The organism is Paenochrobactrum pullorum (assembly GCF_041929845.1).
Classification (GTDB): Bacteria; Pseudomonadota; Alphaproteobacteria; order Rhizobiales; family Rhizobiaceae; genus Paenochrobactrum; species Paenochrobactrum pullorum.
Genome location: NZ_JBHEEH010000007.1, coordinates 87445 through 109381 on the forward strand (window position 1 = coordinate 87445; position 21937 = coordinate 109381).

General features: G+C 47.9%; 19 protein-coding genes. 11 read left to right on the top strand and 8 right to left on the bottom strand.

Annotated features, from left to right (window positions below; all coding sequences use genetic code 11):
- Positions 1 to 56 precede the first annotated feature (56 nt).
- Genes JNC77_RS11555 through JNC77_RS11565 form a run of 3 tightly spaced genes read left to right on the top strand, consistent with a single transcriptional unit; the run spans position 57 to position 3470 of the window.
- Entirely contained in the window at positions 57 to 443 is a 387-nt protein-coding gene (locus tag JNC77_RS11555; RefSeq protein ID WP_374832623.1) for a response regulator transcription factor, read from the top strand.
- A 1-nt stretch (position 444) separates the two neighbouring features.
- Positions 445 to 759 carry a hypothetical protein gene (locus JNC77_RS11560; protein WP_374832625.1) on the top strand — a complete coding sequence of 105 codons (315 nt, stop codon included), beginning with the start codon at positions 445 to 447 and terminating at the stop codon, positions 757 to 759.
- Positions 759 to 3470, top strand: a complete 2712-nt coding sequence (locus JNC77_RS11565) for an ATP-binding protein (RefSeq protein ID WP_374832627.1) — start codon at positions 759 to 761, stop codon at positions 3468 to 3470. Before JNC77_RS11560 ends, JNC77_RS11565 begins: the two co-directional genes overlap by 1 nt.
- Before the next feature lie 3 nt (positions 3471 to 3473).
- Here JNC77_RS11565 and JNC77_RS11570 read toward each other — a convergent pair whose 3' ends face one another.
- Positions 3474 to 5015 (bottom strand): helix-turn-helix domain-containing protein, encoded by a 1542-nt coding sequence (locus tag JNC77_RS11570; protein ID WP_374832629.1) that lies wholly within the window; start codon positions 5013 to 5015, stop codon positions 3474 to 3476.
- A 178-nt stretch (positions 5016 to 5193) separates the two neighbouring features.
- Here JNC77_RS11570 and JNC77_RS11575 point away from each other — a divergent pair, with 178 nt between their 5' ends.
- The 5 genes from JNC77_RS11575 to JNC77_RS11595 all read left to right on the top strand — a co-directional run bounded on the left by JNC77_RS11575 (position 5194) and on the right by JNC77_RS11595 (position 10350).
- Positions 5194 to 6537, top strand: a complete 1344-nt coding sequence (locus tag JNC77_RS11575) for a substrate-binding protein (RefSeq protein ID WP_374832631.1) — start codon at positions 5194 to 5196, stop codon at positions 6535 to 6537.
- 91 nt (positions 6538 to 6628) lie between these two features.
- Positions 6629 to 7657, top strand: coding sequence for a branched-chain amino acid ABC transporter permease (locus JNC77_RS11580; RefSeq protein WP_374832633.1), 1029 nt, complete (start codon positions 6629 to 6631; stop codon positions 7655 to 7657).
- Positions 7658 to 7663: 6 nt separating this feature from the next.
- Positions 7664 to 8803, top strand: coding sequence for a branched-chain amino acid ABC transporter permease (locus JNC77_RS11585; RefSeq protein WP_374832635.1), 1140 nt, complete (start codon positions 7664 to 7666; stop codon positions 8801 to 8803).
- Between the two features lie 12 nt (positions 8804 to 8815).
- Positions 8816 to 9589 carry an ABC transporter ATP-binding protein gene (locus tag JNC77_RS11590; protein WP_374832637.1) on the top strand — a complete coding sequence of 258 codons (774 nt, stop codon included), beginning with the start codon at positions 8816 to 8818 and terminating at the stop codon, positions 9587 to 9589.
- A gap of 11 nt (positions 9590 to 9600) precedes the next feature.
- Positions 9601 to 10350, top strand: coding sequence for an ABC transporter ATP-binding protein (locus tag JNC77_RS11595; protein ID WP_374832731.1), 750 nt, complete (start codon positions 9601 to 9603; stop codon positions 10348 to 10350).
- A gap of 68 nt (positions 10351 to 10418) precedes the next feature.
- Here the strand turns inward: JNC77_RS11595 and JNC77_RS11600 are convergent, their stop codons facing one another.
- The 7 genes from JNC77_RS11600 to JNC77_RS11630 form a co-directional block, all read right to left on the bottom strand.
- Positions 10419 to 12191, bottom strand: coding sequence for an SLC13 family permease (locus tag JNC77_RS11600; RefSeq protein WP_374832639.1), 1773 nt, complete (start codon positions 12189 to 12191; stop codon positions 10419 to 10421).
- Between the two features lie 181 nt (positions 12192 to 12372).
- On the bottom strand, positions 12373 to 13056 hold the full coding sequence (locus tag JNC77_RS11605) for an ABC transporter ATP-binding protein (protein ID WP_374832641.1): 684 nt from the start codon (positions 13054 to 13056) through the stop codon (positions 12373 to 12375).
- On the bottom strand, positions 13057 to 13806 hold the full coding sequence (locus JNC77_RS11610) for an ABC transporter ATP-binding protein (protein ID WP_374832643.1): 750 nt from the start codon (positions 13804 to 13806) through the stop codon (positions 13057 to 13059).
- Positions 13799 to 14779 (bottom strand): branched-chain amino acid ABC transporter permease, encoded by a 981-nt coding sequence (locus JNC77_RS11615; protein ID WP_374832645.1) that lies wholly within the window; start codon positions 14777 to 14779, stop codon positions 13799 to 13801. Before JNC77_RS11615 ends, JNC77_RS11610 begins: the two co-directional genes overlap by 8 nt.
- Before the next feature lie 9 nt (positions 14780 to 14788).
- The gene (locus tag JNC77_RS11620) at positions 14789 to 15709 is read right to left on the bottom strand and encodes a branched-chain amino acid ABC transporter permease (RefSeq protein WP_374832647.1); all 921 of its coding nucleotides are present in this window, start codon (positions 15707 to 15709) and stop codon (positions 14789 to 14791) included.
- A 164-nt stretch (positions 15710 to 15873) separates the two neighbouring features.
- Positions 15874 to 17010: an ABC transporter substrate-binding protein gene (locus JNC77_RS11625; RefSeq protein WP_374832649.1), complete on the bottom strand. Its 1137-nt coding sequence runs from the start codon at positions 17008 to 17010 to the stop codon at positions 15874 to 15876.
- A gap of 54 nt (positions 17011 to 17064) precedes the next feature.
- Positions 17065 to 17910, bottom strand: coding sequence for an alpha/beta hydrolase (locus JNC77_RS11630; protein ID WP_374832651.1), 846 nt, complete (start codon positions 17908 to 17910; stop codon positions 17065 to 17067).
- A gap of 348 nt (positions 17911 to 18258) precedes the next feature.
- Between JNC77_RS11630 and JNC77_RS11635 the strand changes: the two genes are divergently transcribed.
- The 3 genes from JNC77_RS11635 to repA all read left to right on the top strand — a co-directional run bounded on the left by JNC77_RS11635 (position 18259) and on the right by repA (position 21934).
- Positions 18259 to 18636, top strand: a complete 378-nt coding sequence (locus JNC77_RS11635) for a MarR family winged helix-turn-helix transcriptional regulator (protein WP_374832653.1) — start codon at positions 18259 to 18261, stop codon at positions 18634 to 18636.
- A gap of 65 nt (positions 18637 to 18701) precedes the next feature.
- Entirely contained in the window at positions 18702 to 20321 is a 1620-nt protein-coding gene (locus JNC77_RS11640) for an AMP-binding protein (RefSeq protein WP_374832655.1), read from the top strand.
- 407 nt (positions 20322 to 20728) lie between these two features.
- A complete protein-coding gene (gene repA / locus JNC77_RS11645; protein ID WP_374832657.1) occupies positions 20729 to 21934 on the top strand; it encodes a plasmid partitioning protein RepA in 1206 nt (401 codons plus the stop codon).
- Positions 21935 to 21937 lie beyond the last annotated feature (3 nt).

The window sequence follows — 21937 nt, forward strand, 5'->3', positions numbered from 1 at the left end:
AACCATCAATAAAAGGGAACAGCGCTGATCAAGACTTAAAAATTGGGAGTTAAGTGGTGTTGGATATTCTTATTGCAGAAGATGAACCCGCAATATTAGAGTCCCTTGAATTTATCCTGCAGCGAAACGGCTGGAGTGTTGCAGCCGTTCATGACGGGGAAGCTGCATTAGAGGCACTTGTTCGTCTGCAACCACGCTTGTTGTTGCTGGATATCATGCTGCCGCGAAAAAACGGCATGGATGTTTTAAAAGCAATCCGTGCCCAACCGGATATTTATCAAACCAATGTGCTGGTTTTGACCGCCCGCGGCCAACGTTATGACCGCAAAATGGCCGCAGATTTAAATGCGGATGGTTTTATAACCAAACCTTATTCCAACAGTGAAGTTATAGCCGAGGTCAATCGCCTTTTATCTATGCCGCAAACAATTAAAGCGGGCTGATATGGCAAATAGCCGTTTACCACAGAGCGAAAATGAAAAAAAACGCGACAATGCGCTGTTTTTGCTACCGCTTTTCGGTGCAGTTTTTTCACTGCCACCGATGATGAATTTGTTTAACCACAAAGTTCTGATCTTTGGAATGCCTCTGGCTTTTCTATATTTACTTGGCGTCTGGACAATAATGGTCATCATGGCCTTTATCATCTCGCGTAAACGCAGCAAAATTATAGCGCCCGCTCATGATGCATCACCACAAATCCCTCCTGCCAAAACGTCACCAACACCCGTTCTAACCAGTGATGAAAGTAGGCTTTAATGTTGCTGTCACCGAATTTCGTTATTCTGACAGCTATTGCCTATGTCGGGCTTTTATTTCTGCTTGCTTATATTTCAGACCAACGCGCGCAACGTGGCAATGTTGGTTTTCTGCGATCACCGTTTATTTATACGCTTTCCATCTCGGTTTATTGCACCAGCTGGACATTTTACGGTGCAGTCGGCACAGCCGCCCGCAGCGGGCTTGAGTATATGGCCATTTATATGGGGCCGACTTTGGTATTTGTCGGCTGGTGGTTTTTGCTGCGCAAACTCATCCGCATCAGCCATGCACAACGCATCACTTCCGTAGCGGATCTATTATCATCGCGTTTTGGTAAATCCAGCCCCCTTGCCGTGCTTGTTACCCTCATCGCAGTCATTACCATTACCCCTTATATTGCCCTGCAACTCAAAGCCATTACCGGTTCCATTCAAGTCATTTCCATCGCCAAAAGTGGGGGCGGATTGGACGAAGTAAAACTTGCACTTGGCGTTGCCATCGGTATGGCACTTTTCACCATTTTATTCGGCACTCGCAATGTCGATGCCCGCGAGCAACATCACGGCGTAGTTGCAGCCATCGCTTTTGAAGCCATTGTCAAACTGATAGCACTCATTGCCGTCGGCATTTTTGTTGTTTTCAGCCTCGGTGGCGGTATGGAGCAAATTTACACCCAAGCGGCCGAAGCAGGCATTAATATTCATGAACGTGAAAGCTTTGGCAGCCGCTGGGTAACAGTGTTGTTTTTATCTGCCTGCGCCGTTATCTGTTTGCCGCGCCAATTTCAGATTACAGTCGTTGAAAACTCCAATGAAGAGCATTTGCGCACCGCAGGATGGGCATTTCCGGCTTATTTGCTGGCGATGAGTATTTTCACCATGCCGATAGCGCTTTATGGTCTTTCAACTATGCCAGCCGGTTCCAATCCGGATATGTTCGTGTTGACGCTGCCAATGTCGACCGGCAATGACGGCTTGGCGCTTTTTGCCTTTATCGGCGGCTTTTCCAGCGCCACTTCGATGATTATCGTCGCTTCCATTGCGCTTTCCATCATGGTTTCCAACCATGTTATTTTGCCTATTGCGCTACGCCATTCCGATAATCTGGAAGCGGCAGGTGAACGCGGTATTGCAAGACTTTTGCTGCGTACAAGACGCATTTCTATTGCTGCACTTTTGTGTCTTGGCTTTTTATATTTCTGGCTGACCTCCAATTCCGATGCTTTGGCACCGATCGGGCTCATTTCTTTCGCCGGTGTGGCACAATTGTTGCCTGCGATGGTGGCAGCCCTTTATTGGCATGCAGCCACAGTCAAAGGTGCCTTTTCCGGTATTCTGATCGGTTTTATCATCTGGGCATGGACATCCTTTTTGCCAAGTTTCGGCACGACCAGCGAAGTGGTTGCGCAAATTGTCGAATTTGGACCGTGGGGCTTATCCATACTGCGCCCCGAAGCACTCTTCGGCATGGAAGGCTATGACCCGCTGGTGCATTCAGTGTTTTGGAGCATGTTTTTTAATATCTCCACCCTGTTTTCCGTTTCCATGCTGACCAATCAAAGCGTGATGGAGCATATTCAGGCAACGCTCTTTGTTGATGTTTTCAAGCCTGGTCAGACAGCGCAATCGCATATTATTCAAGGCTCGGTTTCAACGGACGAATTGTTTTTCGTGGCTGAACGTGTCCAAGGTTGGTCACGTGCTAAAAATTTCTTCGATGTTCATAATATCCCGCGCGGGCATGGCCGCGAGCGTTTTAATGCCTCGCCCGAATTTATTGCCGAGCTGGAGCGAAGCCTTGCTAGTTCTATTGGTTCTGCATCCGCCCATCTCTTGCTCAGCAAAATTGTGGCTGGCGATATTATCACGCTGGAAGAAGTGATGCGTATCGCCGATGAAACCCAGCAAGTGATCGAATATTCACACGAATTGGAAGAAAAATCGCAGGAACTGCGTGAAACCGCGCAAAAACTGACCGAAGCCAATGCGCTTTTGCATGAATTGCACCGACAAAAGGATGATTTTTTGTCCCAAGTCAGCCATGAAGTGCGCACACCGATGACGTCGATCCGCTCATTTTCCGAAATTTTACTCACCGATGATCAGCTTGATGAAAGCCACAAAAAGCGCTTTATCAATACGATTCACCGCGAAAGTATGCGTTTGACTAAATTGCTTGATGAAATTCTCGATCTCAATGCATTGGAACATGGCGAACGCAATTGGGAAAATATTGAAGCCAATGCCGCGGAAGTTTTAGAACGAGCTGTGGAGGTTTGTGAAGCACTGGCCCAACAGCGCTCCATGCTGGTTGAAAGCGGGGAACGCGTCAAAGAGGCTTGGGTTCATACCGATCCTGATCGACTTTCACAGGTTTTCATTAACATTATTGCCAATGCGATTGCTCATAATGATGCAGTTTTCCCGGTAGTGAAAATCAGGTCATATCATGCAAATGACCAGTATCACGTTGAAATCTCTGATAACGGCACCGGAATACCGGAGGAGTTCAAGCGCAGCATTTTCGACAAGTTCGTGCGCGGTTCATCGCGCGAAAATGCACATGGAAACCATGGTCTTGGCTTGGGGTTGAATATCAGCCACCGTATCATCACTAAGATGAACGGCTCACTCGAGCTTGTCGATAGTGGGCAAACTGATGTCTGTTTCCGCATCAGCCTGCCTTTATGCCAACCGGTCAGTGGCTGAAATTCAAGGTGCTGATGCCGGTTCCTGCCGGTGCCCGCAATCATACCGGATACAAAGGCGGCACGAAGGGCCAATCGGCACTGGTTTAGCGCTGAGTTCCAGACCCTTGCCGTAAATCGTTCTGTCGGCATGCAAAATATCGCAAGCCAGCATGACCGAAAATACCAATGGTCGCTCACCAAAGGCAGACACGCGTTTCGGCACGGCCTTGGCTATCAACAAATATTTGTTTCCATTGGTAAATTCTGAAATTTGTCTGATAGCACTGTTAGAGGCAAAAGCATCATAGACCGGCCAAAGCAAACAGCCATGCCCCGAAACCGGCAATGTGAAACCAGGCAGCGGAAAACGTTTACTCAACCGTCCGGCCATATCGGCACGCAAAAAGCCGAATGGCACACCTTCTTGGCCTTTTCGCCGCAATGTCACCAATCTATGAGCCACCTGCTCGAAGCTTGCGTTATAAATTTGCGATAATAAATCAATGTCATAGAGATGTTCTTCTGCATCTTTGAAAAACATCTCATAAGGCATCATAATCGCACCAGCGATATATGACGACAAAGCATGCTCGGCGATGGAGCGCGCTTCCGGCGACGAGAGGTTGAAAAGGTCAGCCTGCGCCGCAATCAAACTTTGGGTTAATTTGGCCGCATAAAGATTGGCCATCTGAAATTGCCGTGTTGCGGCAGTTGTATTGCCGCGAAACCAAAGCGTATCATTGGCAGTATCAAACCAATGTCCCCAACTGACATTTTGCTTTTCCGCCCATTTCTTGCAGCGGATTTTCAGCTTTTTTTCCAGTGCGATAGTCAAGGTTGTTTCTGAAAATTCACCGTGGATTTCAATTTCACGCCTCAATTCAACAGCCGCCTCTTCGAGGCTTGGATAGTAATTTTCCCAACCAATAATAGCTTCCTCAACCTCCTGCAAAGGCGTAATTGCTTTGCGCCGTGCGGTCGATTCATCAAAATATGAGGCCAAATTGCGAACAGTGCTGGTAAGACTGCCACCTTCACTATTAATCATACCGGTAAAGCGGTACCGGTCTGTGGCATTTAAATCCGGCATGGTGAACAAGATTTCCGCGCTTGAACGGATAGCGGCGATACGGTTCAGCACTTCATGCAGCGTTTCCGACAAAAACGGATCGGAACGCAATCGGCTGGCATAGGCTTCCATATCTTCATTAGCATCCGTATAAGCCTGATAAAGCAATTGAATTGCCTTTGCCGCTTCCGGATAACGGGCAACAAAATCTGTCATTTCGATCGTGTTCAAGTCAATTTTGCTTAAAACCGGATCGGTGGCAATTTCCTGCAAAGCCAAAATTTGCCGTTGCTCGCTGCGACCGGATAAATGCTCCACATCCAGATTGAGACGCTCTGCCAAACGCAATAATAATGCGCCACCAATCGCACGCTTGTTGCTCTCGATAAGATTTAAGTAACTGGCTGAAATGCCAACGGCTTTTGCCAGACTTGCCTGTGATTGTCCGGTGGCTTTTCTTTGTTTTCTGATCTGTATGCCGATAGGTGCGCGCATGATAGCTCCGACAGGATAAAACAGACATGTAAATTATTGACAAAATAATATTTACAAAAACTATAATATTTACAAATTCATATAGCAATATCAATTTGTTATTGAAGTATATTTCTTTTGAACGACACTGATCCTTGGGAACAATAAGCATAAAAACTATGCTCGAGGAGGAGCTCATATGTCATTTCGTATCAACAGGCGTACTGTCATCAAGGGTGCAGGTGCTGGTCTTGTGACCTCACTCGGCACACCACTGGTTTTCAGCAAAGGCGCTTGGGCCGAGGAATTTTGTAATAATCCCGGAAGCGGCAACCCTGTTTTCGGTTTTATCGTACCACAAACCGGTTCTTACGCCGAAGAAGGTTTGGAACAGCTGAAAGCCTATGAGCTGGCCGTTAAACATATCAATGGTGAAGGTGACGGTGGCGCACTCAATACGCTTAAACCACTATCCTTGAAAGGTAATGGTATTTTAGGCAAAAAAGTCGAATTTGTAACGGGTGACACCCAAACAAACACCGACGCCGCACGCGATGGCGCACGTCGTATGATCGAGCGTGATAAAGCCATCATGGTGACCGGCTCCGTGACATCGGGTGAAGCCATCGCCGTGCAGAGCCTTTGTCAGGAAAAAGGCGTGATTTACATGTCCGGCCTGACCCACTCCAATGATACAACCGGTAAAGACAAACGTCGTTACGGCTTCCGTCACTTCTTTAACGCCTATCAGTCCGGTGTCGCGATTGCGCCTTTCTTGGCTGAAGCATATGGCCGCGAACGCCGCGCCTATCACCTGACCGCCGACTATACATGGGGCTGGACACAGGAAGAATCCATTAAAGCCGCAACAGAAGCCCTTGGTTGGGAAACCGTTGCAACCGTGCGCACACCACTTGGATTGGGTGACTATTCACAATATCTGACACCGGTGATGAACTCCGGTGCGGACGTGCTGATCCTCAACCACTATGGCCATGATATGGTCAACTCACTGCCGCAGGCAGTGCAATTTGGCCTGCGTGACCGCCAAGCAAACGGCAAAAACTTTGAAATCGTTGTGCCGATGTTCTCCGAATTGATGGCTGTTGGTGCCGGCGAAGCCGTAAAAGGCATCTTCGGTACGTCCAACTGGCATTGGGCGCTTGATGATGAAGGCACCAAAGCATTCACCAAAGCCTATGGTGAAGCCTATGGTTCACCGCCATCACAGTCCGCACATACAGGCTATGTTCAGGCTATTCTTTACGCTGATGCCTGTGAACGCGCCGGCACATTCTATCCGCCGGAAGTTATCAAAGCGCTGGAAGATTTTGAATTTGACGGTATGGGCAACGGCCCTACACTTTATCGCGGCAGCGATCACCAGTGCTTCAAGGATGTACTTGTGGTGCGCGGTAATGAAAACCCGACCAGCAAATTCGACGTTCTCAATGTGGTCGGCAAGGCCGCACGCGCCGATGTGACTTATGACCCAAGTATTTTTGGCGGTGAATTGGGCCCATACGACCCGAAAACCTGCTGATCATTAAAAACGGGCATTTTATCCGGCGCAGGTTTGCGCCGGATGATTCATCACTTTCACCTTTTTAAGGTTCTAACCCGCAGGAACAGATATGAACGCGTTATTTGCGCAATTGCTCAATGGTCTGGATAAAGGCGGTGCATACGCTCTTATCGCCCTTGGCCTTACGCTGGTCTTTGGTACGCTGGGCGTGGTGAACTTCGCTCACGGCGCTTTATTTATGCTTGGCTGCTTTTGTGCAGTGATGTTTCGCTATCTCATCACGATGGAAGTCGTCACCACAGACCCGACGAAACTCTCACCTTGGGGCGCACCGGTAGAAATCCGTACGCCGCTAGTGCAAAACTGGCTCGGCGATTTCGGTGCCGTACTTGTCGATTATTCTGTCCCCATTTCCATCCTACTGGCCGTTCCGGTGATGTTGATTATAGGTATCGTCTTGGAACGCGGCCTGATCAAACATTTTTACAAACGCAGCCATGCCGAGCAAATTCTCGTCACTTTCGGACTGGCGATTGTTCTGCAAGAAATCATCAAAAGCTTTTTCGGTGCCAATCCAGTACCCCAGCCGGTTCCGTCGGATTTACGCGGCGCGGCTGATATCGGTTCATGGATAGGCATGCAGGCGCACACCCTCACCTATCCGTGGTGGCGTCTTGTTTATCTTGTCTTTTCTTTAGCCGTTATCGGCGGCGTGTTTGCATTCCTGCAATTCACCACTTTCGGCATGGTCGTGCGTGCTGGTATGGCAGATCGTGAAACAGTCGGACTTCTCGGCATTGATATCGACCGGCGCTTTACCGTGGTTTTCGGGCTTGCGGCCGTAGTGGCCGGTGTTGCCGGCGTTATGTACACACCACTATTACCGCCTAACTATCATATCGGCATGGACTTCCTTGTCCTCAGCTTCGTGGTCGTTGTGGTGGGTGGTATGGGTTCGCTGCCAGGCGCTGTTATTGCCGGTTTCCTGCTCGGTATCTTACAATCTTTTGCTTCGATGACCGAGATTAAATCAATTATTCCAGGCATTGACCAAGTCATTATCTATCTGGTGGCTGTGGTTATTCTGCTGGTACGTCCGCGTGGTCTAATGGGACGCCGCGGTGTGATGGAGACCTGATCAACCATGTTTTCACTATCCAGAAAAGACACACTTACACTTGCAATTTTTGCGCTGGTTGTGATTGCCATGCCTTTATGGCTTGCCCCCATCGGGGCAGCCTATCCGGGTTTGATGCAAAAATTCGCCATCTACGCCATCTTTGCTATCGGCTTTAACATCCTCTTTGGTCTCACTGGCTATTTGAGCTTTGGTCATGCAGTATTTTTGGGCGTCGGCTCTTACACCGCGGTGTGGTCATTCAAACTATTATCCATGGATATTATTCCCGCCACACTGCTAGCAGTGGTGATGGCTGGTCTATTTGCCCTGATTATCGGTTTTTTCAGCCTGCGCAGATCCGGCATTTACTTCTCCATCCTGACACTCGCCTTTGCGCAGATGAGCTATAGTCTGGCTTATTCTGTGCTGACCCCCATCACCAATGGTGAAACCGGCCTGTTGCTCGCTCGTAATGATCCACGGGTTTTAGATAAAATGATCGGCAGCGCCACCAGCGGTGCAGGTCTGCCGACGCCAACCTTGTTCGGCATGGAAATCAACGGTTATTTCGGCTTCTATATTTCCGCTTGCTTGCTGATTTTGGCCTTTTATTTGTCGCAAAAAATCTTTGCCTCACCTTTTGGCATGGCGTTGCGCGGCATCAAATCCAACCAAACCCGCATGGTTTATACCGGTTTCAACACCAAGCCTTATATGCTTTCTGCCTTCGTTATTTCGGGTATGTTTGCAGGTCTTGCCGGTGCTCTTCTCGCGGTTACCGATCCGATTGCTGGTGCCGAGCGCATGAAATGGACAGAATCCGGCAATGTCGTTTTGATGACTATTTTAGGTGGTGTCGGAACGCTCACCGGCCCTGTGATTGGTGCATGGCTGATCAAATATTTCGAAAATATTTTCTCGGCCATCAATATCAACACGCTGCATAAAGCTTTTTCCTTCCTGCCTGACGGCTTGGAAAATGTGGTCGTTACCGTGCTTTCCAAATTCGTCGGTGAAGGCTGGCACCTGACCCTCGGCCTGATCTTTGTGCTGATCGTCGTGTTCCTGCCGGGCGGTTTGGTTGAGGGCTACCAACGCTTGTTAAAAAAGCTTAAGCCCAGCCCCAAAACCGCTAAAGCCCTTCATCCCCAACCCGCAGAATAGGATTATGTTGTCATGAGTGAGACACCAGGTAATATTGTTCTGCACGCAGCAGATGTGTTTAAAAACTTTGGCGGTTTGCAGGCTTTGTCAGACATTGACCTACAAATCGAAGAAGGCAAAACCCATGCCATCATCGGCCCCAACGGGGCCGGTAAATCAACCCTGCTCAATGTGATCATCGGGCGCATTCCGCCAAGCAGTGGTGCAGTCGTCTTTGACGGCACCATTCTGACCGGGAAAAAGCCGCATGAAATCAATCAGCTCGGTATTTCCCGCGTTTTTCAAACGCCAGAGATCTTTGCCGATCTTGATGTTTTGCAAAATGTCATGGCACCGGCCTTTGCCCGTCGCGATGGTGCATTTAAAGTCAATATGTTTCGTTCTGTCGCTAAAGAAGCCGAAATTCGCGATGAAGCAGAGGCTCTGCTCAACGATATCGGCCTTTATAATCACCGCGAAAGCTTGGCCGGTGTTTTATCCCGTGGTGACAAAAGACGATTGGAGCTTGCCATGTGCTTAATCCAACGTCCACGCTTATTGCTCTTGGATGAGCCGACCGCCGGCATGTCGCGTCACGATACCAACACCACGATTGAGCTGCTCAAGAAAATCAAAATGACCGGCATGACCAAGGTTATCATCGAGCATGATATGCATGTGGTATTTTCTTTGGCCGATAAAATTTCAGTGCTGGCACAAGGTAAAATCATCGCCACAGGCTTGCCGGAAGCGATTAGAGACGATCCGCGCGTGAAAATGGCCTATTTGGGAGGGATTGAAGAATGAGTGCTGTCTCAATGAAAAAAGAGGCTATTTCTGCCGCCAATAATACCGATCCTTCACAGGAATTTTTCGCCATCCGGGATCTTCACGCCTATTATGGTGAGAGTTACATCGTTCAAGGCGTCAATCTCGACATTAAAAAGGGTGAAATTCTGGCGCTACTCGGCCGAAATGGTGCTGGTAAAACCTCTACCATGCGCGCAATTGCACGCTTGGCCGAGCCGGAAGCCCGTGCTGGCGAAATCTGGCTTGAAGGCCAACCGCTGCACACCATGAAATCCTATCAGGCCGCACAGGCCGGTATTCAATTAGTGCCGGAAGATCGCCGGATCATACAGGGCATGACGGTCGAAGAAAATCTGATTTTGGCACAAATTGCGCCAAACAAAGGCTGGAGCCTGGAGCAAATTTACGCGCATTTTCCGCGCCTTGCCGAACGACGCAATCAAGAAGGTATCACCATGTCGGGTGGCGAGCAGCAAATGCTTGCCGTTGCGCGCGCCCTTGCACGCGATGTAAAATTGTTGCTGCTGGATGAACCTTATGAAGGCTTGGCACCAGTGATCGTCAAAGAGATCGAGAATATCGTCTACGATATTAAAGAGCGCGGCATTACGACCATTATCGTTGAGCAAAATGCTGTTGCTGCACTTCGTCTTTCTGATCGCGCAGTCATTCTGGATTCCGGCGAGCTGGTCTTTAGCGGCAGCGCCAAAGAACTGCTTGATAATCCTGAGCTTCGTAACGAATATCTGGCAATCTAAGCCTCTTAAATATTAAAAAGCCCGTATGAAATGACTTTCATGCGGGCTTTTTAATGGATTTTTTAACCTCAAGTCAGCGGCCAGAAGAAAATCAACGCTGGCACTGCAACCAGAGCAATAATTGCCGAAAGCGGCAGCCCTAAACGCGGATAATCACTAAATTTATAACCACCCGGGCTCATAACAAGCATATTACACTGATGACCAATCGGTGTTAGAAAATCGCAACCAGCGCCAATGGCAACAGCCATGAGAAAAGCTTCCGGCTTATAGCCTAAACCCGCCGCAAAGCTGGTGGCTATTGGTGCCATCACAAGCACAGTTGCAGCATTATTGAGAAACGGTGTTACAGCCATAGCAGTCAGCAAAATCATCGCCAATGCGCCTGATGGCGGCAGATAGGTAGCGACCATCGACAACCCTTCAGCGATTAAATCGGTGCTGCCTGTCGTGCGCAAAGCATCACTGACCGGAATGAGGGCGGCCAGCATGATGAGAATAGGGCCATCAATTGCCGAATAAATCTCGTTAATCGGAATAACTTTGAACAAGATCATCGCCACCGCTGCGGCAAAGAACGCAATAGAAACCGGCAACAGCCCTAAAACAGTCGTCATAATGGCGACAATCAAAATGGCGAGCGGCACCAAACCACGGCGCACACTGCCGAGCAAAATCGTACGTTTGGCGAGCGGCAGACAACTGAATTCACGTAACAATGGCGGCAAAATATTTGCTCGCCCCTGTAAGACGATCACATCACCAAAACGGAACTCAACCTCGCCTAAACGCTGGGTAATACGTTCTTCCTGACGACTGACAGCCAAAAGGTTGACATCATAGCGGCTGTAAAGGTCGAGATTGCGTGCAGACAAACCAATCAGCGGCGAGTTTTTACCGATAACCGCTTCAATTGCCTCAATCTCTTCAGAGCCCTCAGTATCATTCGGGTTACGGTCTTCCGCTATTTGCAGCTTGCCATTGCTGATAACCGCATCCAGCGCTTTGGAATCCCCTTCCAGCAGAACCACATCGCCCTCCAAAACGGTGCGATCAGGCAGGGGCGTAATGCGCCGACCATCGCGAATAATCGCGGTAATCATCGCATTGCCTTCTGCAGGCTTGATCAGCTCAACGATTGTTTTGCCAACAACACTCGAATTTTTAGCAATTTTAGCTTCCGAAGCATAGTTTCTGATCTCTAATGCATCCGTTGCAGAAACATTTTCTTTTTTGCGCTCCGGAATGAGCTTATAGAAAAAGGCCAAATACAAAATACCAACCACGGCCAATGTAGCCCCGACCGGGGTAAAATCAAACATGGTGAAGCTTTCGCCCACCATTTCAGCACGTAAACGCGACACAACAATATTCGGCGATGTCCCGATTTGGGTCATCAAACCGCCAAGCAATGCACCAAAAGCCATTGGCATCAGGAACACGGAAGCTGACACATTGGAGCGGCGGGCAAATTGGAAAGCGACAGGTATCATAATCGCTAAAGCGCCTACATTTTTAATGAAGGCCGACAAAACCGTCACAACGCCAACTAAAATAATCAGCTGAATGCGCACAGATGAAACTTTCGGGAAAAATTTCTGTACCGCTGCTTCCATCAAACCGGAGCGCGCCACGCCTGCCGAAACGATTAAAGCACTGCCGACAATGATAACAATTTCATCGCTGAAACCGCTAAAAGCCTTGTCATATGGCACAACCCCCACCGCAATGCCAAGCAGTAACGCACAGACCGCCACCAGATCATAGCGAAACTTGCCCCAGAAAAAGGCTGCCATCATCAAGGCAATTGTGCCCGTGGCCAGGATTTGGGGTAATGTCATCAATAAAAATCCCTGTATCAGCCTGAACGGCAGAGAAGAATCATCCTCAGTATTAATGAAATTAGAAAGATTTTCTGAAAAAGGAAGGACACAACCGTATATTTAGATAAACGATAAGATACTTTGCCAACGCTGGCTCGAATAAAACCACGATTTAAAATCTTATATTATCAATGGCTTATTAAACACCAAGATAACGCTGCTGCACATCCGCATCAAGATTTTCCGGTGTACCCTGCCAAACGGTTACACCTTTTTCCAAAATCACGCACTGATCTGCGACCGGCAATAATTCCGCCAAGGTTTTATCCACGACAATGATGGATTGACCGGTGTTTTTTAATGCACGGATGGCTTTCCAAATCTCCTGACGGATAACTGGTGCCAAACCTTCCGTTGCTTCATCCAACACGATCAGCTCTGGATTAGTCATCAAAGCGCGACCAATAGCCAACATTTGCTGCTCGCCACCGGATAATGTTTGAGCGGACTGCTGTCCGCGTTCTTCAAGGCGCGGGAAAAGCTTACCAACCGCTTCGATCGTCCATTCGCCATGACGTGCTGAAGCCAGCAGATTTTCATTCACCGTAAGATTAGGAAAACACCGCCGTCCTTCCGGCACAAGCCCAAGGCCAAGACGGGCAATTTTGTAAGGTTTTTGCCTGGTGATATCGGTGCCATTGAAAACCACTTTGCCACGCTTGGCCGGATTAAGCCCGAAAACAGAGCTGATCGTGGTCGTTTTCCCCATGCCATTACGCCCCATCAGCGCCAGCACCTCACCTTTGGCAATGGAGAGATCCACACCGAACAAAGCCTGAGAAGCACCATAAAATGTCTCAAGCTGATCTATTTGCAGCAACATTTAATGCCCCTCCCCCAAATAAGCTTCACGCACCAGCGGATTATTACGTATTTCACTGACACTGCCTGTTGCAATCACACGGCCATAAACCAGCACCGAAATGCGATCTGCGAGCGCGAAAACAGCGTCCATATCATGCTCAACCAGCAAAATGGGCGCTTCATCACGCAGTTTATCAAGAAAACCAGTCAAAGCGAGTGAGCCTTCCGGCCCCATTCCAGCCATCGGTTCATCCAAAAGCAAAGCTTTTGCCTGCAAGGCCAGCACAATCGCGATTTCCAATTGCCGTCTTTCGCCATGCGATAATTCGGCACTGACCACCAAACGACGTTCATAAAGCCCGACACGTTGCAAAATGTCTTCGGCTTCATCCACCAGCGCATGATCAGTGACAGCCGATTTCCAAAAACGAAAGCTTGAACCTTGCTTTGCTTGCAGCGCGAGAGTGACATTGCGAAGGGCTGAATATTCCGGCATCAAAGATGAGATTTGAAATGTTCGACCCAAGCCGCATTGAGCACGCTCTGCAACCGAAAGATCGGAAATTTCAGCACCGTTGAAGTGAATTGTCCCGCTGTTCTGACGTAAAGTGCCCGCAATTTGATGAATCAGCGTTGATTTGCCCGCTCCATTGGGCCCAATCAGCGCATGAATCTCACCTTTGCGTAAGTCAACGCTGACATCATCAGTGGCTTTGAGAGCGCCAAACGACTTGTTTAAATTCTGAATTGAGAGAATTGGTTCAGCCATGACGTGCCTTCCCCGTAATAAGTCCGATCAAACCGCCGCGTGCAAACATCACCACGCCCAGTAAAATCAGTCCTAAGAAAAACTGCCAATGTTCCACCGTACTGCCTAAAGCAAATTCAAACAGCACATAAAGCACCGCACCGGCAAAAGGACCGAACAAACGCCCTGTTCCGCCTAAAACAATCAGCACAATCAACTCACCCGACATATGCCACGAAAACATCGTCGGGCTGACAAAGCGGTTCAGATCGGCAAAAAGCGCTCCTGCAAGAGCGGTAATCATGGCAGACAATACAAATGCTGTAAGACGGATCTGGAACGGTTTGATACCGATGGAAGCCAATCGTGTTTCATTTTGGCGTGCACCTTGCAAAGCGGCACCAAAACGCGAATTTGTCAGCCGCCAAAACCCGTAAATCACTGCGATCAAAACGCCATAAGCAATTAAAAACAAATTGAGCGGCGCAAATGTATTGATGCCGAAGAACGTATTACGTACCGGTATGGATAGTCCGTCTTCGCCACCATAGGCTGGCCATGAAATGGCGAAATAATAAACCATTTGCGCAAAAGCGAGCGTAATCATGATGAAATACACGCCGGAGGTGCGTAAACTGATCGTACCGATCACCAGCGCTGTCAGGCCTGCTACCAGCATCGCGACAATCCAGATCACCAGCATCTGGTTGGTTGCGCCAATGGCAAATGGCCATTCCATAAATGAGGTGCTAGACATCACATGCGTGGCGAAAATACCCGCCACATAGCCGCCGATACCAAAAAACGCCGCATGACCAAAGGAAACCAGACCGCCAAGGCCAAGCGCCAGATTCAAGCCCGTCGCGGCCAATGCCAAAATGGCAATTCGCGTGGTGAGGTTCACATAAAACGGCTCGCCGATTATATGTGCAATCACGGCTACAAGCGGCAAAGCAACAAGTAAGAAAAGATTGAGAAGAGTTTCTGTTTTCATCACACTTCCCTATCGCTCTGTCGCAAACAGGCCTTTTGGCCTGAAAGTCAGAATAATCGCCATAACGATATAAATCAGCATCGAAGCAAGCGCCGTACCCGTTGTAGAAGCTTGTGACGGCGGAATGAACAAGGCAAAGAGTTTTGGCAGCAAGAAACGCCCCATTGTGTCCACCACGCCCACCAAAATGGCCGCATAAAGCGCACCTTTTATCGAACCAATGCCGCCAATCACAATCACCACAAAGGCAAGAATAAGCACTGGCTCTCCCATGCCGACTTGCACTGATTGCAAAGCCCCCACCAGCGCACCGGCAAAACCAGCAAGTGCTGCACCAAGTGCAAAAACAATCGTGTTCAGCTTGGCTATATCTACGCCCAATGCGCTGATCATTTCACGATCCGCTTCACCTGCACGAATACGCATACCAAGACGCGTTTTATTAATAAGCAGAAAAAGCCCAAGCGCCACCAAAATACCAGCGCCGATAATTGCCAAGCGATAAAGCTGATAATGCGCGCCACCCGGCAATATAACCGAGCCTTGCAACAGCGGCGGTATGTCGAGATAAAGTGGAAATGAGCCGAAAACATAGCGCGTTGCATCAGAAAAAATCAAAATCAGCGCGAAAGTTGCCAAAACCTGATCCAAATGATCGCGCCCGTAAAGCCTGCGCACAATGGTTATTTCCATCAGCGCGCCGGCAGCGGCAGCGCCTGCCAGACTTGCCATCAGCCCGATCCAGAATGAGCCGGTATAGGCTGCAACTGCTGCACAAGCAAAAGCGCCAATCATGAAAAGCGAGCCATGAGCCAAATTGATAATGCCCATCACACCGAAAATAAGGGTCAGTCCTGCCGCCATCAAAAAGAGCATAACGCCAAATTGCAGGCCATTGAGGAGCTGTTCAATAATAAGAGCCAGCGACACACGATCATCCTGTGGTTAAATGTGGGAAGGCTGTTTAAGCGCCTGCCGTAAAACCTGATATATCAATACGTTAAACAATCAGGTGGTCAAGGCATGCGATTGAGCAAGAACTCAATCCGCACGCCTTGATGGCTTGGATTTAAACGCTTGAGACCACAGCGTTTTTACATTTTACACTCGGAAGCGTAAGCATCCTGATGATCGGTAAAGGATGTCGCAATGATCTTATTGGTCAGGACACCGTCTTCCTTAATCACTTCGCGGATGTAAATATCCTGAATCGGGTGATTATTATTACCGAATTTAAACTTGCCGCGAACACTGTCAAAATCTGCTTCCTTAAGCGCCGCGCGGAAAGCCTCCTTGTCCTTGATGCTGGCTTTTGCAGCCGCAGACAAAATCAAATTGGCGGCATCATAACCTTGGGTTGCGTAAAGCGACGGGATTCGCCCAAACTCGGTTTTAAAAGCTTCGACATATTTCTTGTTGGCTTCATTATCGAGGTCTTTTGACCAATGCGACGAGTTTTTCACGCCCAGAGCTGCATCGCCAATCGCTGCCAACACGTCCTGATCGAAAGAAAAACCTGGTCCCATCACCGGTATATCAACACCGGACTGTGAATATTGCTTCATAAAAGCAATGCCCATGCCTCCGGGCAAAAAGAAATAGACCGAATCTGCACCTGAGGCACGAATTTCGGCAATTTCCGCCGCATAATCAGTCTGGCCAACTTTGGTGTAAACTTCGCCAGCCAATTCACCCTTGAAGAAACGCTTGAAACCCGTCAGAGCATCGGTGCCTGCAGGATAATTTGGCGCGAGGATGAAAGCCTTTTTATAGCCTGCATCATTGGCGTAATTGCCAACGGCTTCATGCAAATTATCGTTCTGATAGGCCGCATTGAAATAGTTCGGGTTGCATTTTTCACCAGCCAGTGCCGAAGGTCCGGCATTGGTGGAGATGTAGATCTTATCCTGCGCCACAGCACCCGGTACTACAGCCATTGCCAAATTTGACCAGACGATACCGGTGAGAATGTCCACCTTGTCGCTCTGGATCATTTTATCGGCAATTTGCACCGCCAATTCCGGCTTTTGCGCGTCATCTTCAACAACGATTTCAATATCCTTATTGCCGGCTTGTTTTAAAGCCAGCAAGAAGCCGTCGCGAATATCAACGCCAAGCCCTGCCCCGCCACCCGACAAAGTGGTAATCATGCCCACTTTAATCGGTTCGGCCAAAGCTGTGCCTGAAAGCAGCATGCTAAGCCCTAGAAAAGCTGATGTAAGTTTTTTCATATTTTTCCCCTCAACATTTATTTTATAGTTCGTTATTAATTTGCTAGCATAAATTCAGGCAATTTCCAGAAGCGTTTTTGTCAAAATATGCTCCGGATCACTTAAACCGTCTATTATATTTAAGTGGTGCTTATCGGCTTCCTTAACAAAACTTGTCTCGCAATCAAATCCGCTCCAGATATTGGCATGTAAAGCACTTTGCCGGATGAATTCAGGCAGTTCTGCCCCACCAACCCATGCTGTCAGCTTGATATCTTTGACAGGTTCCAGCAAAGCGGGGCTTTGAGCATAGGCTTGTTGATCATCAAGCCGCAAAACATCATTCATTTCCGTTTTTATCAGTGGCCGCAGGTCACTTAAACCTGAAATCGAAACCGTATGCTTGATACGCTGCATGATTTTAGCATCAAGCGGAGAAGTTTTAGTGCTCATGCGGCTGACAATCTGACCACCAGCGGAATGGCCGGTCAGATAAATTGGCCCGTCTATTTTAGCACCGGCATGTTCGATCGCACGAGCCGCCTCATTAACAATATCTCCAATCCACACATCAGGACACAGAGTGTAAGAAATTACGGCTACCGCAAAACCATGCGCAAGAGCACCTGCCGCCAAATATGACGAGCAGGATTTATCAAGTTTCATCCAATATCCGCCGTGAACATAAACGACCAAGCCTTTATTTTGCTGATCTCTTTCAGCAATCGGATAAAACAGATCGTATTTATTGCGAGGCAAATTCCCATAAGCAATATCAGAGTTCAAACGTCCTTCGCTTAATGCTTTCTCACGAAATTTAAGCGATTTTTGCTGCCACAGCGGCGGATAATCAGCAGAATTAGTGACTGCCAAAACATTGGAATACGCCAGATCCCAATCGATCTTTGCGATATCATTCAAACTTCGCACCTCCTTGTGTGTTCAGTTGAATTATGCTGCCGGTTTCTCTTTAAGATGAATATATCTGGCAACTGCACTATTGTCGTCACAAGATGAAAATAATTTCAAGCTTGAAGTTTCAAGCTTGAAATTATTTTGTTTAGTGTCAGGATAGAGAAGTAAATAAGATATCCGTTTTTGGGAGGAAACAATGTCTTATATAAAAATGAAACCTAGACCGGATGAACGTCTCTAATGCCAGATAGCAAGGTTTCAACGTTAAAAATAGCAAGTGCTAACCGTTTGACTTCAAAGCAAAACTTACGCGTTTGGCTTAAAGTTTTAAAAACAACCAAGCATATTGAAACTATGATTCGCGAAAAGCTTCGTGATGAATTCGATACAACTTTGCCACGGTTTGATGTCATGTCGGCTCTTTATCGCTTCGATGACGGCTTGCGCATGTCTGAACTTTCCGCCGCTTTACGAGTTTCAAACGGCAATGTAACAGGCATTATTGAACGACTGGTTGCCGATGGCTCCGTCACCCGAGAAACAGTTTTTGGCGATAAACGTGCGACTATCGTACGTTTAACCAAAGCTGGCAGAACTTCCTTTGAAACATTGGCTGCTGCGCATGAAAAGTGGATTGATGATGTTTTAAAGGTTATCGAACCTGAGCAAAGCGCTACACTTTTAACAATAATGGATAAAATTGACCACTCCCGTGGTTTTACTGAAGGCTGATCCTCCCGCAGCCTGCTTATTATTTGATTCTAATAACAAATATAATGCATAGCAGGGGAATAAACATGCTTGGTCCTTCCGCGCATATTGATGAATTTTCACGCAATAATTTGCCGCCTTTTCAGGAATGGCCTGAGTTGCACATGTACAACTTTCAATATCCGGATTATCTCAATGCGGGCGTCGAATTAACCGATGCGATGGTTGCTAAAGGTTTCGGTGATAAAACAGCCCTTATCGGCAATGGCAGGCGCCGCACTTATAAAGAATTATCTGATTGGACCAACCGCATCGCCCATGTTTTGGTTGATGATTACGGGCTCGTACCCGGCAATCGTGTTCTCATCCGTTCATCCAATAATCCTGCCATGGTGGCATGCTGGCTCGCTGCCACTAAAGCCGGCGCTGTTGTTATTAACACTATGCCAATGTTGCGCGCTGGTGAACTAACAAAAATTGTCAATAAAGCAGAGGTTACACTGGCGCTTTGCGATAGCCGCCTGATGGATGATATGCTCCTTTGCGCTCAGAACAGCGCTTATCTCAAACGTGTTGTCGCCTTTGACGGCTCAGCAAACCATGATGCAGAATTGGATCATGCCGCACTGGATAAACCCGTTCAATTTGAAGCGGTCAAAACAGGGCGTGATGACGTTGCATTACTTGGTTTCACATCCGGAACGACCGGTGAACCAAAAGCGACTATGCATTTCCATCGTGATTTGTTAATGATTGCCGATGGCTATGCCAGAGAAGTGCTCAATGTTCAGCCCGAAGACATATTTGTTGGTTCGCCTCCCCTCGCTTTTACATTCGGCTTAGGTGGATTGGCGATTTTCCCACTCCGCTTTGGCGCGACAGCCGCCTTGTTAGAGCAAGCAAGCCCGCCAAATATGGTCAAATTGATCGAGACCTATAAAGCTACAATCAGCTTTACCGCGCCTACAGCCTATCGTGTCATGCTGCAAGCTATGGAAGAAGGTGCGGATCTGTCGTCATTGCGTGTTGCAGTTGCTGCTGGTGAGACCTTGCCAGCCCCTATTTATGATGCATGGATAAAGGCAACTGGCAAACCATTGCTCGATGGCATTGGTGCCACCGAAATGCTCCATATTTTTATTAGTAACCGCTTGGACGATTCAAGCCCGGCTTCTACGGGCAAACCCGTTAGCGGTTATGAAGCAAAAATTGTTAATGACAAAATGCAGGAAGTTCCACGCAATACAATCGGCCGCCTTGCGGTGCGCGGCCCCACTGGCTGTCGCTATTTAGCTGATAAGCGCCAACTTGATTATGTTTGCGATGGATGGAACCTCACCGGCGATGCATTCTATCAAGACGATGCCGGTTATTTCCATTTCGCAGCCCGTAATGATGATATGATTATCTCCGCCGGATATAATATTGCAGGTCCTGAAGTGGAGGCTGCCCTGCTCGCACATCCGGACGTTAGCGAATGCGCTGTTATTGGCGCTGACGATGAGGAACGCGGACAGCGTGTTCAAGCTTACGTCGTTTTACAAAAAGATTCTCAACAATCCGAGGCTATGATCAAGTGCCTTCAAGAGCATGTCAAACAACTCATTGCTCCTTATAAATACCCACGGCGAATAATATTTGTAGAAAGCCTCCCGAAAACGCCAACCGGAAAAATCCAACGTTATCTCTTAAAATCCGTGCAATAATAATTGAAAATGAAATTGTTGTACGCGAACAACTATCAACGATGGTGGTTGTACGCGTACAACAGAATTGCAGATGTAATTTAAAATTGTCAGTCCGGCGTTACCATTTGTTACGCAATCATAATTACTCATGAGCCCGCGTCTCCCGATAATGGATTGCAGTGCAAACAGCGGACAAACAATTATCAAAAATATCATATCTATAAAAATCCTTGTAACTATTTGATTCTTGGTAGATAACGTGTCATTCTCCGTTCACCACGGCTTCTAGTTTAGCGTTCTTTGGCTGGTATCGGTATGGTAAGCAATCTCTTAATGAGTGATTGCTCTCTGATTAGAATCGGGTCATAATAATCAGCGCTTATATTAATCCATTTCGGAAAAAAGCGCTGATCAACGAGGTGGGTATGTCTATCAACAATGAAACAGAACGTCCGGTTGGCGAAAGTCTGCGTTCTTTGATTGCTGCTGATGCCGCTGAATTATCGCGGCAGTTACAAGCGCATCAGTTGAGAACATTTCCCCCGACAGCACAAAAAAGCATCCGTCTGTTTACACCGCATGAAGCTGCCGAATTCATCGGCATTCATGAGGGCTATTTGCGTCAGATCGTTGCTGAAGGTCACGGGCCTGAACCATTGCCCAATGGTCGGCGCATGTATTCCATTTACGACATCGAAGAGTTGCGCCGCGTTTTAGATGAGGGCTCGGGTAAGAGCTCGCCTAAATATATCCGTCATCGTCGTGATGGCGAAAAGCTGCAGATCATCTCTGTAATGAATTTCAAGGGTGGCAGTGCGAAAACAACCAGCACCGCGCATCTAGCACAATATTTGGCCTTGCGCGGTTATCGTGTGCTGGCGATTGATCTTGATCCGCAAGCCAGCTTATCAGCTATGTTCGGTCATCAGCCTGAAATCGATGTTGACCACAATGAAACAATTTATGCGGCTATCCGCTATGACAAGCATCGCCGCCACATCACTGAGATCGTTCGTTCCACCTATACACCCGGATTGCATATCATTCCGGGTAATCTGGAATTGATGGAATTTGAGCATGAAACGCCTAAAATTCTAGCCGACCGTCAACAAGAGACAATGTTCTTCTCCCGTATTGGTGAATGTCTGGCAGAAATTGAAAGTGTTTATGATGTCATCATTATTGACTGTCCGCCTCAGCTTGGTTTTTTGACCTTGTCAGCTTTATGCGCGGCTACGTCTGTTTTGATTACCGTTCATCCGCAAATGCTTGATGTGATGTCCATGTCGCAGTTTTTGCATATGACTTCCGATCTCCTCAATGTTGTTGAGCGGGCAGGGGGCAATACTGAATATGATTGGATGCGCTATCTGATCACGCGCTTTGAACCCAATGATGGTCCGCAAAGCCAAATGGCCGGTTTCATGCGTTCTATCTTCGGTAATCGTGTATTGGAGCATGCGATGGTCAAATCAACTGCAATTTCCGATGCCGGCCTGACAAAGCAAACGCTTTATGAAGTTGACCGCGCACAATTTACGCGTGGTACTTATGACCGCGCGCTTGAATCTCTGACACTGGTTAATGGAGAGATTGAAGAAATGATCCGTAAAACATGGGGGCGCAAGTAATCC

What these genes read in the sequence shown, in the direction of transcription:
- JNC77_RS11585 (WP_374832635.1), top strand. Translation starts at nt 7,664, where the DNA reads ATGTTTTCACTATCCAGAAAAGACACACTTACACTTGCAATTTTTGCG.
- JNC77_RS11595 (WP_374832731.1), top strand. Translation starts at nt 9,601, where the DNA reads ATGAAAAAAGAGGCTATTTCTGCCGCCAATAATACCGATCCTTCACAG.
- JNC77_RS11640 (WP_374832655.1), top strand. Translation starts at nt 18,702, where the DNA reads ATGCTTGGTCCTTCCGCGCATATTGATGAATTTTCACGCAATAATTTG.
- JNC77_RS11600 (WP_374832639.1), bottom strand. Translation starts at nt 12,191, where the DNA reads ATGACATTACCCCAAATCCTGGCCACGGGCACAATTGCCTTGATGATG.
- JNC77_RS11575 (WP_374832631.1), top strand. Translation starts at nt 5,194, where the DNA reads ATGTCATTTCGTATCAACAGGCGTACTGTCATCAAGGGTGCAGGTGCT.
- JNC77_RS11580 (WP_374832633.1), top strand. Translation starts at nt 6,629, where the DNA reads ATGAACGCGTTATTTGCGCAATTGCTCAATGGTCTGGATAAAGGCGGT.
- JNC77_RS11605 (WP_374832641.1), bottom strand. Translation starts at nt 13,056, where the DNA reads ATGTTGCTGCAAATAGATCAGCTTGAGACATTTTATGGTGCTTCTCAG.
- JNC77_RS11610 (WP_374832643.1), bottom strand. Translation starts at nt 13,806, where the DNA reads ATGGCTGAACCAATTCTCTCAATTCAGAATTTAAACAAGTCGTTTGGC.
- JNC77_RS11615 (WP_374832645.1), bottom strand. Translation starts at nt 14,779, where the DNA reads ATGAAAACAGAAACTCTTCTCAATCTTTTCTTACTTGTTGCTTTGCCG.
- JNC77_RS11635 (WP_374832653.1), top strand. Translation starts at nt 18,259, where the DNA reads ATGATTCGCGAAAAGCTTCGTGATGAATTCGATACAACTTTGCCACGG.
- JNC77_RS11560 (WP_374832625.1), top strand. Translation starts at nt 445, where the DNA reads ATGGCAAATAGCCGTTTACCACAGAGCGAAAATGAAAAAAAACGCGAC.
- repA (WP_374832657.1), top strand. Translation starts at nt 20,729, where the DNA reads ATGTCTATCAACAATGAAACAGAACGTCCGGTTGGCGAAAGTCTGCGT.
- JNC77_RS11565 (WP_374832627.1), top strand. Translation starts at nt 759, where the DNA reads ATGTTGCTGTCACCGAATTTCGTTATTCTGACAGCTATTGCCTATGTC.
- JNC77_RS11570 (WP_374832629.1), bottom strand. Translation starts at nt 5,015, where the DNA reads ATGCGCGCACCTATCGGCATACAGATCAGAAAACAAAGAAAAGCCACC.
- JNC77_RS11625 (WP_374832649.1), bottom strand. Translation starts at nt 17,010, where the DNA reads ATGAAAAAACTTACATCAGCTTTTCTAGGGCTTAGCATGCTGCTTTCA.
- JNC77_RS11590 (WP_374832637.1), top strand. Translation starts at nt 8,816, where the DNA reads ATGAGTGAGACACCAGGTAATATTGTTCTGCACGCAGCAGATGTGTTT.